Source organism: Leptolyngbya sp. PL-A3 (assembly GCF_039962325.1).
GTDB lineage: Bacteria > Cyanobacteriota > Cyanobacteriia > Elainellales > Elainellaceae > Vacuolonema.
In genome coordinates this window covers 1-13743 of the sequence record NZ_JAMPLB010000034.1, presented here as the reverse complement: position 1 = coordinate 13743, position 13743 = coordinate 1, and the positions used below count along the sequence as shown (strand labels likewise).

General features: G+C 48.7%; 11 protein-coding genes and 1 pseudogene. 3 read left to right on the top strand and 9 right to left on the bottom strand.

Going from position 1 to position 13743, the window contains the following annotated elements:
* Positions 1-428: 428 nt before the first annotated feature.
* A complete protein-coding gene (locus NDI52_RS22070) occupies positions 429-1490 on the bottom strand; it encodes an NAD(P)-dependent alcohol dehydrogenase (protein WP_190775037.1) in 1062 nt (353 codons plus the stop codon).
* 13 nt (positions 1491-1503) lie between these two features.
* Positions 1504-1703 (bottom strand): annotated as a pseudogene (locus tag NDI52_RS22065) (hypothetical protein).
* A 314-nt stretch (positions 1704-2017) separates the two neighbouring features.
* Here NDI52_RS22065 and NDI52_RS22060 point away from each other — a divergent pair.
* Positions 2018-2959 carry an AraC family transcriptional regulator gene (locus NDI52_RS22060; RefSeq protein ID WP_190775036.1) on the top strand — a complete coding sequence of 314 codons (942 nt, stop codon included), beginning with the start codon at positions 2018-2020 and terminating at the stop codon, positions 2957-2959.
* 54 nt (positions 2960-3013) lie between these two features.
* Here the strand turns inward: NDI52_RS22060 and NDI52_RS22055 are convergent, their stop codons facing one another.
* From NDI52_RS22055 to NDI52_RS22040, 4 genes are all read right to left on the bottom strand, one after another.
* Positions 3014-3235 (bottom strand): hypothetical protein, encoded by a 222-nt coding sequence (locus NDI52_RS22055; RefSeq protein WP_190775035.1) that lies wholly within the window; start codon positions 3233-3235, stop codon positions 3014-3016.
* A 519-nt stretch (positions 3236-3754) separates the two neighbouring features.
* Positions 3755-5980 (bottom strand): catalase/peroxidase HPI, encoded by a 2226-nt coding sequence (katG, locus tag NDI52_RS22050; RefSeq protein WP_190789198.1) that lies wholly within the window; start codon positions 5978-5980, stop codon positions 3755-3757.
* Positions 5981-6875: 895 nt separating this feature from the next.
* Positions 6876-8093, bottom strand: a complete 1218-nt coding sequence (purT, locus tag NDI52_RS22045; protein ID WP_190775033.1) for a formate-dependent phosphoribosylglycinamide formyltransferase — start codon at positions 8091-8093, stop codon at positions 6876-6878.
* 252 nt (positions 8094-8345) lie between these two features.
* Positions 8346-9542: a CBS domain-containing protein gene (locus NDI52_RS22040; RefSeq protein ID WP_190775032.1), complete on the bottom strand. Its 1197-nt coding sequence runs from the start codon at positions 9540-9542 to the stop codon at positions 8346-8348.
* Positions 9543-10248: 706 nt separating this feature from the next.
* Here NDI52_RS22040 and NDI52_RS22035 point away from each other — a divergent pair.
* Together NDI52_RS22035 and NDI52_RS22030 are read left to right on the top strand one after the other, a co-directional pair.
* Positions 10249-10479 (top strand): hypothetical protein, encoded by a 231-nt coding sequence (locus tag NDI52_RS22035; protein WP_190775031.1) that lies wholly within the window; start codon positions 10249-10251, stop codon positions 10477-10479.
* A gap of 474 nt (positions 10480-10953) precedes the next feature.
* The gene (locus NDI52_RS22030; RefSeq protein WP_190775030.1) at positions 10954-11562 is read left to right on the top strand and encodes a glutathione S-transferase family protein; all 609 of its coding nucleotides are present in this window, start codon (positions 10954-10956) and stop codon (positions 11560-11562) included.
* Positions 11563-11942: 380 nt separating this feature from the next.
* Here the strand turns inward: NDI52_RS22030 and NDI52_RS22025 are convergent, their stop codons facing one another.
* The 3 genes from NDI52_RS22025 to NDI52_RS22015 form a co-directional block, all read right to left on the bottom strand.
* Positions 11943-12188 (bottom strand): hypothetical protein, encoded by a 246-nt coding sequence (locus tag NDI52_RS22025; protein WP_190775029.1) that lies wholly within the window; start codon positions 12186-12188, stop codon positions 11943-11945.
* A 286-nt stretch (positions 12189-12474) separates the two neighbouring features.
* Positions 12475-12678 (bottom strand): DUF4177 domain-containing protein, encoded by a 204-nt coding sequence (locus NDI52_RS22020; protein WP_190775028.1) that lies wholly within the window; start codon positions 12676-12678, stop codon positions 12475-12477.
* Positions 12679-12937: 259 nt separating this feature from the next.
* Entirely contained in the window at positions 12938-13198 is a 261-nt protein-coding gene (locus tag NDI52_RS22015) for a hypothetical protein (protein WP_190775027.1), read from the bottom strand.
* Between the last annotated feature and the right edge of the window lie 545 nt (positions 13199-13743).

Sequence of the window (13743 nt, the reverse complement as noted above, 5' to 3'; positions counted from 1 at the left end):
TATGTCGAGTTAAATGTTGATGATAAAAAGTGGCGTAGCGCTTTGCGCTACGCCACTTTTTATCATCAACATTTAACCTTACTTACTATTAGAAGGATTTACCTTTCCAGTCTGTAAACATTTTTAGTTTGACAATTATTTCTCTTTACTCGACGTCAGATTCCTGTAAGCCTATTTCCCGAACTTTGAATTCTTCCACGTCGGTCAGCAAGAGATATTTCCTGATCAACTCTTCGTTAAACTCGGCATGGCGATTCATTTTGTTCAATAAATTTCGTCGTTGCTCCAGTACTTCCAGGTAGATGGATTGATAGCCTTTTAATGAGTTCTGCCAGTCAAAATTTGGTTCTTCGAGTTGGCGATCGAAAAACCTCAGATCGACTTCGAGTTTAAAGCGGACTTGCCAATTAGCTGAGCTTCCATCGCAGTTATTCAGATTTCAGGGAGGCCATATCAATCACGAAGCGGTACTTCACATCAGATTTGAGCAGGCGATCGTAAGCTTCGTTGACCTTCTGGATGGGGATAACTTCGACATCCGCAGTAATGTTGTGCTTGCCGCAAAAATCGAGCATCTCCTGGGTTTCCGGGATGCCGCCAATGGTAGAGCCAGAGAGGCTACGACGACGCATGATCAGGCTAAATGCTGCAACATCCAGGGGTTTCTCCGGTGCGCCGACCAGGGTGATGTTGCCGTCGAGGCGGAGCAGATTGAGATAGGCGTTGATGTCGTGCTTGGCAGAGACAGTATCGAGAATGAAATCGAAGCTGCCCGCGTGTTTTTGCATTTCCTCAGCATTGCGGGAAACCACTACTTCATCAGCACCCAGGCGAAGTGCGTCTTCCGTTTTGCCAGGCGAGGTGGTGAAGACAACGACATGAGCACCGAAGGCATGAGCAAACTTCACGCCCATATGCCCCAGCCCGCCAAGACCGACCACGCCGACCTTTTTGCCCTCAGTGACACCCCAGTGCCGCAGGGGGGAATAGGTTGTAATTCCGGCGCAAAGGAGCGGTGCAACCCCAGCCAGATCGAGGTTGTCTGGGACTCGCACAGCAAAGCGTTCATCCACGACAATGCTATCGGAGTAGCCGCCATAAGTAACCGGAGCAGCCCTGTGCTTGTCTGGGGAGTTGTAGGTGAAGATTGTATTTTGGCAAAACTGCTCAAAGCCAGCTTTGCAATGAGGGCAGGTTCCATCCGAATCAACCATGCAGCCAATTGCAGCCAGATCGCCGGACTTGTACTTTGTCACTGCTGAGCCAACGTTAGTGACACGCCCAACAATCTCGTGTCCAGGAACAATTGGATAGGTTGTGGACATAAAGTCGCTCCACTCATCACGGACTGAATGGACGTCAGAGTGACAGACGCCGCAGAAAAGGATTTCGATCTGAACGTCGTGTTCAGTTAGATCGCGGCGCTTAATTTGGGTAAAGGCCAGGGGTGATGTTGCACTGGCTGCGGCATAAGCTTTCGTGTTGTACATGATATTGATGCTCCTATTGGTTTACATTTCGTGTCTGGTATTGCTCGTCACTGACCTGTTCCAGCCATTCCACAGGCTTGCCGTTGAGGGCCTCCTGAATGGCAATGTGCGTCCTGGCTCGTGTGCTTCGAACAAGGGGTCAATACGAACCGTGCCGGTATACTCGTCTGGGCCTTTGCCGGAAGCTTGAGAGCCACTTCGTTTGATGTCCATTCTTCAAATTCCTTCGTTAGATGCCATGCAGACCGCTAGCCCAATCGTAGAGATTGAGTACTGATCATCTGCTCTATCCATGGAGATGGAAATTCTTAAGAAGCAAGATTCGCTTTGATGCCAGTTCGGTGGCCATCGGCAGATTGCTTGCTCAATCAAATCTGAGTTGTTCTCTTAAATAAAAGTCCAGACGCTTGCAAGAAGCCGGAATCGTTTTTCATTGCCTTAGCTTTATTCTAGGAACTCTCAAGGGCCAGCAATAGGACAATCGTCTAAGATCGTTGTACAATCCTGCAAACTTATAGCAATTTTAATTGAACAGCCCACAGACAAAACGCGAGGCAAACCGAGCGCAAGCTAACAGAGAGGAGCTGACGGAGCGAATTGCACAGGTAATTCGTCAAGATGGAACAATTGAGCCACTAAAAGGATTGCATCTCAACCGTTTTTCTTCCCCTTTGGAATGTGTGCATAGTGTCTCTATTCCTGCCTTTTGTGTGATTGCTCAGGGCAGTAAGGAAGTGCTGCTGGGTAGCGATCGCTATCAGTACGATCCAATGCACTATCTGCTGGGGACGGTCGAACTGCCGATTGCCAGCCGAATTCTAGAAGCAACCCAGGAGAAACCGTATCTGGGGCTTCGTCTCGATCTCGACTCCACCCTCGTTGGCTCAGCTATGGTTGAGGCAGGTTATCCCTCATCACAACGAGGTGCCAGTGTCAAAGCGATCGCTGTTAGTTCATTAAATGCAAACCTGTTGGACGCGGTTGTACGGCTCGTCAGGTTAATTGATTCCCCAGCTGAAGCGCATGTTCTCGCACCCCTGATTAAGCGCGAAATCATTTACCGGCTCCTGACGGGAGAGCAGGGTGCTCGGCTGTGCCAGATTGCTGTTCTGGGTGGCTACACCCATCACATCGCCAGAGCCGTCGATCGCCTGCGGAAGGACTTTAACCAACCGCTTCAGATTGAAAGTATGGCACGAGAGCTGGGCATGAGTGTTTCGGGTTTTCATCATCACTTCAAGTCGGTCACAGCCATGAGTCCTTTGCAGTTCCAGAAGCAACTACGGCTCCAGGAGGCTCGCCGTTTGATGCTGGGGCAAAACCTTGATGCGACCAGTGCTGCTTACCGTGTGGGGTATGAAGATGCTTCGTATTTCAATCGGGAATACAAGCGGCACTTTGGTGCACCACCCATGCGAGATATGGAACGGTTGCGCGAAGCTGCCCGGGAGACTGCTAACTCGATATGACCTCCCTCACATCGTCGGCCCAGGAGGACAGAGTTTTGTTGGGGTGAGGATCCGCTAACCTAAACCTGGCCGGTCGATCGCTATCAGACGTAATCCGAGAGCAGGTAGATGACGGATGCCGAACCCAAGCGAACCGCTCATTCCAGCCCCGGTGCAACATAAAACCGGAGTACCGTTAACAGATCCCCCCTCAGACCATGCCAATTTACGACTGTCCTGTAGCCGAATAAACGTTTGTCTTTCAGGCGGCGTTCCAAACTCATTGAAAGAATTCACAGGTATATTCCTCGCATTCAGGACAATGCCCTGCATCTCAAGGGTATTGCAATTACTGAATTAACATACAGCGTTTTTCAACCGCTTAAAACCTGGTTGTTTTTGTGAGAGCCGCGCGGAGCGCGGCTCTCACAAAAACAACCGTGTCTGACTCAAGCGCAAGGCGCTGTATTTTTCCAGCTATGAAATGGGATGTGAAACTAAATCACATTCCATTTCATCGTTTTATTTACAATACTCTGGACAGTTTTTCTGAAACCCTTGATTTTGCGTGCGCTTCGTGCACGCAAAATCAAGGGTTTCAGAAAAACTGTCCGAACTAATGATTTAGTAATGGGCATTTTCTTATTTCTGTATCCGTGGAACAGGATGATCAGTAAGGGCCTAAAGCGAGAGCGGCGTTTCAACTTGTCTTGAAACGCCGCTCTCATTTTTGTCGCTGACTTCTACCTACGTTCAGGATTGCCGCAGGTTAGCATAGCTTCAATCGCTGATTACCGACATTAGTTGAAGTTACGCTTAGAAACCTCTTGCAGAGCTTGCTGCTAAGACTGCACGAAGGTCATAGCGATCCAGGTTCATTACCTTGTCCCATGCTGCCACAAAGTCTTTCACAAATTTCTGCTGCGAGTCTACGCTTCCGTAAACTTCTGCGAGGGCTCGGAGCTGAGAGTTTGAGCCGAAGATGAGGTCGACACGGGTAGCGGTCCACTTATGTTCGCCGGTTTTGCGATCGGTCCCCTCAAACTCATACTCCTCTTCAGATGCCGCCTTCCATGTCGTGCCCAGGTCGAGCAGGTTCACGAAGAAGTCATTGGTCAACGTCTCTGGGCGATGGGTAAAGACACCATGCTTGGACCCTCCAAAGTTTGCACCCAGGACACGCAGTCCGCCCAGGAGAGCTGTCATTTGAGGAGCAGACAGAGACAGCAACTGCGACCGATCAACCAGCAGCTCTTCGAGCGATTCGCTGTGTCTGCCGCTGGTGTAGTTGCGGAAGCCGTCTGCAGTCGGTTCAAGCACCGCGAAGGACTCAACATCCGTTTTCTCCTGCAACGCGTCCATACGTCCTGGCTTGAAGGGGACTGTCACGTCGTGACCGGCATTCTTCGCCGCTTGCTCGATGCCTGCACAGCCGCCCAGAACGATCAGGTCAGCGATCGAAACCCGCTTCCCACCAGATTGGGAGTTGTTGAATTCCTGTTGGATTCCCTCCAGGGTTTGTAGCACGGTTGCCAACTGCTCTGGTTGGTTGACTTCCCAATCCTTCTGTGGCGCAAGACGAATGCGCCCCCCGTTCGCTCCACCGCGCATGTCAGAGCAGCGGAACGTTGATGCCGACGCCCAAGCGGTCGAAACCAGTTGGGAGACAGATAGTCCCGAAGCAAGAATCCGTTCCTTGAGGGCGGCGATGTCCTGCTCATCAATCAACTCATGGTCGACTGCGGGAATGGGATCTTGCCACAGGAACTCTTCTTGAGGAACCTCTGGGCCGAGATAGCGTGAGCGGGGGCCCATGTCGCGGTGCGTCAGCTTGAACCACGCCTTGGCGAACTGCTCTGCAAACTCATCCGGATTATCGCGGTACCGCTGCGCAATCTGGTTGTAGATAGGATCCATCTTCATAGACATGTCCGCCGTTGTCATCATAGGGGCGTGTCGTTTCGATGGATCGTGGGCATCGGGCACCGTACCCGCACCCGCGTCACCCGTCGGCTTCCATTGCCACGCGCCAGCAGGGCTCTTGGTCAGTTCCCAGTCATATTTGAACAGAGTTTCGAGATAGCTGTTGTCCCACTGGGTCGGTGTGGGAGTCCATGCGCCTTCGATACCGCTGGTGATTGCATCGACGCCAACCCCCGTGTTGAAGGTGCTTTTCCAGCCAAGTCCCTGATCGATTACGGTGGCACCCCCAGGATCAGGTCCTACGTGCGTCGCCTCGCCCGCACCATGGCACTTGCCGAACGTATGCCCACCGGCGGTGAGCGCGACGGTTTCCTCGTCGTTCATTGCCATTCGACTAAAGGTCTCGCGAATATCACGGCCTGAGCCGATCGGATCAGGCTCGCCGTCTGGCCCTTCTGGGTTCACGTAGATCAGCCCCATCTGAACGGCAGCGAGAGGATTCAGGAGCACGCGATCGCCCTCATACCGTTCATTGCCAAGCCAGGCTTTCTCAGAACCCCAGTAGATGTCTTCCTCGGGCTGCCACACGTCCACACGCCCACCGGCAAAGCCGAGTGTCTTGAAGCCCATCGACTCAAGGGCGCAATTGCCTGCGAAGATCATGAGGTCGGCCCACGAGATTTTCTTGCCGTATTTCTGCTTGATGGGCCAGAGCAACATACGCGCTTTGTCGAGGTTGGCATTGTCGGGCCAACTGTTGAGTGGCTCAAACCGCTGGCTACCCGATCCCGCACCGCCGCGACCGTCGCCAATCCGATAAGTGCCAGCACTGTGCCAAGCCATCCGGATGAAGAGTGGTCCGTAATGACCGTAGTCGGCTGGCCACCAGTCCTGAGAGGTAGTCATCAGCTCATAGATGTCTGCCCTCAGGGCAGCTAAGTCGAGAGTCTTGAACTCCTCAGCGTAGTTGAATTCCTCACCCATAGGATTGGCTTGTGGGGTGTGCTGGTGGAGGATGCTCAGATTCAAATAATGCGGCCACCACTCTCGGTTCGATGGCATATGGCGAGGCTTATTCTGACCATGGCCCGTAAATGGGCATCCACTTCCGCTGCTCATAGTATTTTCCTAACGAGGTGTTGGTGTAGATTTTCTTGACATACTGGAGGTATTACAAACACTGCCAACAAGTAGCACATAATAATTATTGGGATAATCGATGGGAAATATAATTGACGGGAGAAATAATAAACGTTGTGTTTCGAAACAATGGGTTTGCGATTTGAAACAATCGGTTATGCCGGTAGCTCAAGATGAGTCTGTAAAAACATACATGTCCATAAACTGCTAATGTTGGGCTGTAAGTAAGTATTTAGAATCACGAACAAAATAATCTGTAATTCTTGTTGTGAGAGGGGCGGCTTTGCCGCCTCTCTCACAACAAGAATTACAGGTTAATAAATCGCGATCCTTAGCTTGAAGGAGCTAGATAAACATTAAAAAGTTGCTTGTTTTTCAGAATTTTTCAGTTACTAAAGGTTGGTAAAGATTGCTATAAAAGATTTCAAAGTTATTTGATTCTTTATTAACGAAGCCTTGACAAGTAGTTTTACGTTTGAGGGTGCAAATTAAATATCTTTGTATTTGCATGAGCGAGTTACGTCCTATAAAGAGCAACTTAAAACTCGCATTGTTGTGTTCGTTGTTGGCTTTCTCACCTTACCGTGAGCCTATTTTCACAATATGAGTTGAGTCGATCGAAAACGAGCATTTTGGGCCGTGCAACGCACACCCAAAATGCTCTGAAACCCGAAGGAAGAGGGTGCTTAGCGCCTCTTTTCTCCGGGTTTTGGAACAGACTTGAGATCTACTGAAGTTGTTTCTTACATCATTAGTTCAGACAGTTTTTCTGAAACCCTTGATTTTGCGTGCGCGAAGCGCACGCAAAATCAAGGGTTTCAGAAAAACTGCCCAGAGTATTGTTACATAGGAGCTGCGCTTATCTCAAACGCATTCACTCTGCATCATCCACTAAAAGCGTGACAGCATCAGCGCTTGCTTTCGCTCGCTCTCTGGCCTGCTCTACAGTATCACCCAGGGCCAAAGCAACCCCCATGCGACGATTCCGATAGGCGCGAGGCTTGCCAAACAGCCGCAATTTGCTGGTCGGTACCTGCAACGCCTCGCGGATTCCGGTAAATCGGGGATTGTCACCTGCCCTATCAGCTAGAATCACAGCCGATGCCCCCGGTTGGATCAAGCTAATCTCGCCAATGGGAAGCCCGGTGATGGCCCGCACATGCAACTCGAATTCAGACATATTCTGACTGATTAGAGTCACCATCCCTGTATCGTGGGGACGGGGACTGACTTCACTGAAGTAAACGGTTTGTGTTGTATCGCCTGCTCCCTGAATAAAGAGTTCTACGCCAAAGATGCCCCATCCTCCAAGGGCCGTCGTAATCTTCTCAGCAATCTCCTGACATTGCTCCAGAGTCTGAGGATGTAGGGCGCACGGCTGCCAGGATTCTCGGTAGTCGCCACTGACCTGAATATGCCCAATGGGGGGGCAGAAGTGGGTTCCGGAGGCTGAACGAACTGTCAGTAAAGTAATTTCAGTGTCAAAGGGTACAAATCCTTCTACAATCACCCGCCCCCCTTTGGTGCGTCCCCCCGCTTGAGCATAATCCCAGGCGGGTTGAACTTCTGCCTCGGTGCGGATCGTACTCTGGCCTTTGCCGGAGGAACTCATGACGGGTTTGACTACACAGGGTAAACCCAGGTCTGCGATCGCCTGCCGGTATTCAGCTTCTGTCTCAGCAAAGCGATAAGGCGAGGTTTTCAGTCCTAACTCCTCGGCAGCCAAGCGCCGGATCCCTTCCCGATTCATTGTGAGTTGGGTCGCCTTAGCGGTGGGAATAACTCGCCAGCCTTCCTGTTCCAGCTCGACAAGAGTGGCCGTTGCGATCGCCTCGACCTCAGGCACAATCAGCCCTGGTTTTTCCCGCTCAACAATCTGCCGCACCTGTGCTCCGTCTAGCATATTGATCACATGTGCTCGATGGGCTACCTGCATGGCCGGTGCGTTCGCATAGGCATCGACTGCAATAACTTCTAACCCCAGGCGCATGGCTTCAATTGCAACTTCTTTGCCCAGTTCGCCGGAACCAAGCAGGAGAAGTCGTTGAGCAGTTGTGGTCAGGGATGTACCCCAAGTTGACAGGTCGGACATGATGGAAGACTGAAGATAAGAAGGTTTGCTTTCTCTTCATTATCAATGAATGGGGAGGTAAGTTAACCTTCAGCTCAGTAAGCTATCCGGGTGGAGGTGGCCGTAGCACTCACTCTTGTGTGATTTAAGCGACACAACCCATTTAAGTTGAGGTGGCTATAGCTCATGCATGTTGCAAATATGTGGATGCTGGTTCACCCCATCCACATGTCTAGAACACTATCCAGAGGCTATAGGAGGCTTTGTATGACTTCAACCAGTGATTTTAGTTTGACCGGTTTTGTAACAACCCAGGATTTGTGAGAGGCTGGAGTTAACGCTGGTTAAGTGTCCTTTCAGATCAGAGATGGCAATTCCAACGGGGCTTTGCTCAAAGACTTGTCGGAACTGTTCTTCACTTTGTCGTAGCTCAATCGTGCGTTGTGCAATTCTATCTTCTAGCTCGTCATTCAGTTGCTTCAGAGCATTATCTGTGTTGTGGTTTTGCAGAAGTTCAAGCTTTTCGGTTTCTAACCGAGAAACCTTTTTCTCCAAAACCTCCACTAACTTATAGATTTCGACAGGGTTCAGTGCTTGCAGCAAGGTACTTTGGGTTACGATTCCCAGTAGCTCTCCGCGATCGCCTTTTACCACAAGGTGACCCACGTGTTTTTGTTGCATCCATTCCTGGGCAGCCCAAAGCGAATCAGTGGGGCGTACAGCGAACACAGGAGACATAACTTGCTGGGCCTGAATCTGTTTGAAGTTCAAATTCAATACCTGCAATTGAACAACATCGCTTTCCGTCACAATGCCAACAGGCATTAGTAATGGAGAAGACAATCCACTTACTGTTGCTGCCCCTGCGGCTTGGCTCTCAATGATCACGACGGAACTCACGCGATGTTGTGTCATCCGTTGTGCAAGCTGCAAGACTGAATCTTCTACCGAAGCATGAATGACCTTGGAAGTCATAACTTCTGAAACGGTTCGTAAATGAAACAAACCTACGGAGCGCAACAATTGCCGTAGAGTTTCATGGGTTAGCAACCCAACAACCTGATCCTGATCATCCAGAACCGGAAGATGACGGATATGATTCCGTTGCAAAAGATGCAATGCTGCAAAAATATCCGTAAATTCAGCCTGACGCAGCGTAATCACATGCCGAGTCATTACCTCCACAAGGGGCGGGTTGGTTGCTAAGTGACCGTCAGTAATCAGGCGTACCACATCTCGTTCGGTTAACAAAACAACCAGCCGATTTTCCTCCATAACCAGCAAACAACTGGCACGGGCATTAGTTTGCGAAAGGTTTTGTATCCCAAGACCCTCATGCCAAGAGCAGGCCGAACGGGTTGCACTCATGCAAGCGATCGCGTCCGTAAGTGAAATATCCGGTGAAACGGTTAAAGGATTGACAACGATTGCCTGCTTCAGTGCGATATCGGCTACTAGGTCTAAGGACATAAAGTATTTGACAATTGATTATTGGCAAGGCTTGCTTTTCTTAATATGCCCTTTAGAAGGGAAAGGGTATGACAGGAGTACGAGCTATTATTAAAGTTAACAAGAAATAATTTGTGTACCTACAACCCTTTCCACGGGGTTAAAATGCTACACATTAAATTAGTTTCTTTCTATTTTTTTACTAAATCTTTTTAGAGGAATCTGGAAGTTTATAGAATCAATACCTAAAAAAGTTCTGTAATTTTTCGGATGGAATAAAGTAATTTTGGAGCGAATAAGTAAGAGCTAAAACCTGAACTGGCTACTAGGCTATAGAGTGCTACATACAACCGTAAGTACGTGGCTACAGAGACGGGTGAAGGCAGTTGTCGAAGGGTATCGAGAACTCCCGGTCCCGCCCATCGGGCAACCTCAGCACCATGCTCTGCCCACTCAAGACCATATTTTTGTGAGAGCTGCGCGGAGAGCGGCTCTCACAAAAATAACCAGATTTTAAGCGCTTGAAAAGCGCTGTAAGAATAGTCAGGTTGAATCTCAGGTTATGAAAATCCTGGGTTAAGAAAACTAATTTCACGAGTGGCAATATCTACGCCTATAGAATGGCGATGCAAATGAATTAGAGTTGTTGTAAATAACCTCAAATAGGGACGCGGTATATCAAACAGATCGTCTTTAAGCAAGCTGCGATCGCCTGGACGATAGTGAATTGTTTATCAGAATTAATGAGCAGGTGTTTCAGATTTCGGGACAAAACAGTACGTTTCTAATCAGTGATGAGTTAGCCCAGGCGTTGCAGGCTGCACCAGAGGGCATTGTTAGCATTCGACTGGTAACGGAAAGTGGAGAAATGATCGACAGCGAGATCGGCCAGGGAACCGTCGAAGCCTGGAGAACGGTGTATACACCTGAAATTGGAGCTCTATCAAATAACGATTAATCCGACCGTCTATTCCTACTTCAGATAGGTACAAGGGTTGTTTGAGTAACTCATCCCTATGGGTCGCTCGGTTAGTGGTGTTCTAAACATGTGGATGGGGAAGTGGTGAGAGATGTACGAAATGCTCCTTTCACCACTCTCCCATCCACACGTTTGAAATATGACCAAGAGGAGTTCAGAATGTAACAAGTGCCCGACGAGCCTGACTATAGAACACTCTAATTTGTTAAGTTTTTCGGGCGACAAGAGAGTATTGCCCAACTGGTAGAATTGCATCGTCTGGTGCCCACTTCTGCCTTATAAATAGACGTTCCCGCTTGGTCAGACGGTTTTAAACTGTCCCAGGTAGTGAAACTTGGCAGGCTTGGCAGAAAGCTGTTATGGCTCTTTGCTTGGTGTGGGCGGCCGGTCGGGGATAGAGCCGCGAAAGGGCTTTATATCTTCTTAATCTGTAAGCTGCACATTTTTAATACGATGTCTCGAAAGCTCTATTACACATCACGATCGCCCTATGCCCGCAAGGTGCGGATTGTACTGGCGGAAAAACAACTCCCCTGCGAGATGATTGAGACCGACATCAAGCAGAAATCACCTGAATTCTTACAGCTCAACCCTATTGGGAAAATTCCCGTCTTGGTAGATGACAACGGCCTGATCTTCTGGGACTCAACTCTGATTGTGGAATATCTGGACGACAGCTATCCAACCCCCTCTTTCTACCCCTCAGGGCGGTCGGAGCGGCTGCGCTGCCGTCAAGGAGAAGAACTGGCAGATACGCTGATTGATGAAGTGGTTGCTCTCTGGTATGAAACTCGCAAGGGAGGTGACGCTAATCCTCAAGTACAAGCCCTGCACCAAGGCAACATTGATCGGCTGATCGCCGTTTTTGAGCAACAGTTAGGTACGACGAGCCACCTGCTCAGCGACCAGATTACTGCCGTAGATATTGCTGCTATTTCTGGTTTGGGCTACTATAGCCTGCGATTTGGCAAAGATTGGCAGTCTTCCTACCCTCGTTTGGCTCAGTGGTTTGATCAGCTTCATCAGCGCCCATCCTTGCAAGACACAATACCTAAAGCGTAGAGAGCAAGGTAGAAGACGACAGAATCATGTAGCAACGTGCAAGTGCGTTAAGTATAACAACAGTGGTGTGGAGCACCTCATGCCCCACACCACTGTACTTAATCAACGCGCACAGCGCCATATCGAATAGAATTTGAACAGTTACTTTGAAGGCTTTGCAATGCAAGGCCTTCAAAGTAACTGTCTACTTGGGTTTGAACAAAAATTGAAAGTTTACACCCCTTTTGGGTGCTAACTTTTCAAGTCTGCATCCATCTTTGGCACAACAATATTGTGGGCCATAGGTTAGTTAGGACACCAGAAGCTGTGGGAGCCAACGTCTTCCATAACTGGCAATAGGAGATGGTGCGGCGTAAAGCACCTCCTATTACGAGGCTTCTTCAACTGGATGCTGTATGAACAAGAGTGGGCTCAAGTTCGCAGGCTTGCACTGTTTTACGTGAAACGATGCGAAGACTATGGGGATAGCGAGGTCGTGAATCTCCCTTTAACCAAATAGGGGGCACCATCATCGCCTCGTAGCATTCGATTTCATAAAACACACCAGGCCGCTCGACTAGCTCCACTAGGGTGCCTGGCAAGTATTCAAACATCTCATCCCAATCAAGGGGGGAAGAACTATCCATAGCGATTCACTTCGACAAGGATTCAAGGGTTTAAGGCACAGTTCCAGTTGCAGAACTATAGCAGTGTGTCCTATCGTGCCAACACATCCCTCTCTAGGAGTAGAAAAGGATAAGAAATTATTTCTGTATTCATTGTTACAGATTATCTGCCAAATTGGGGCAGTTTGGCAGATAAGTTCACAAACCCTGACAAAAGACCATCGGTATTCATGAGAACTACTTCACCACTGACTGTGGTGAGGAGTGGAATTACACCACTAACCTGACGAAGCGATCGCCGCGGTACCTACGAAAGAACCTCTCGCTTGAGAACTGCCACAAAATCCATTAATTCTCCGTCTCTACGAGTTCCAGAAACAATCGTTACCAGTTCCCAGCCCCTTGCTCCAAATTCATTCAATACATTCTCCAGTTCCACGTCATCGATCCTTCCGGGATCCATCGGCCCCTGAGCAAAGAACTTAATCGTTCTGTATTCCCATGTGTGCATAGTCTTCACCCTGCATCTGGTGCATAAAGTATGTGCTCTCAAGAAACTTACAGTTTCTTTTATATATGAGGGAGAGGAGGGCGATCGCTCTCCTCTCCCTCATTCGCTCCTAAAAAGAAACGCCTGTTTCTCAAGAGCGCCTGACCTACTACTGCGCACACACATGAATGGAAGAAGCTGTTGATAATTAGGAAACAATTCCTCCCTTTTACATAGATTAGGTCAAGTTTCTTGAGAGTATACATCAGTAAAGATGCGATCAGCGATCGCCCGACTTCGTGCCAAGTCTGATGAGTGTTGCGATTGCTTCTTCATCTAATCCTTTGACCCCTGCAATATTCATTCCTTCATAAGGTCTTTCTGCTTTGAAAGTTTGGTGCAGTCCAGTTTGGATGTTCCATATCTTGATGGTTTCGTCAGCGCTGCCACTTTTAAGAGAGCAATTATCTGGGTTAAACTTCGTTCCTTCAGGGTGTAGCGATCGCAAAGTTATCAGCAAGTTCAGTCTGCCGTCGTGCATGCAGTCTTCGCAGTTCTTCTGCGGTTAAAACAACACCACGTTTACGAGAACTGTGCTTACGTTCTATATCCGCTCAACCTAGCTAACGCAAAGGCTCCTCTGGTAGAGAGCTATTAATATGGCGAATAGTAATGTGTGTTTTCCATGACCCTTAAACCAATAACTTACTTTGATAAATCTTGCGGCAGGAATTTTTTTAAACCATCTATTTTGTTTCTGAAAACGATGCAAAAACTGTTGTCCCCCTAAACTTCTACCCACTAAATACCAAGGCATTGTGCTTAGGAGAAAGCCTACTACTCCTATAGAAACGACACCAATAAAGTTGAGCTTGCTTCGAGCTACCATGATCCCTGCTAAAGGCATGAAAACTTCAGGAGGTATAGGAGAAGCAATCATTAGCACCAAAATACCCAAATAACTTATTTGCATCAGCCCTTTCAAGGTGCTTTTTTATCTTTTTTAGATTTCGATTCACTCAGCAATCGAGCAGTGGAGACATGAGGTTTGTCTTTTTGCCGTTCGGGTTTTGGAACTTTCTTTTT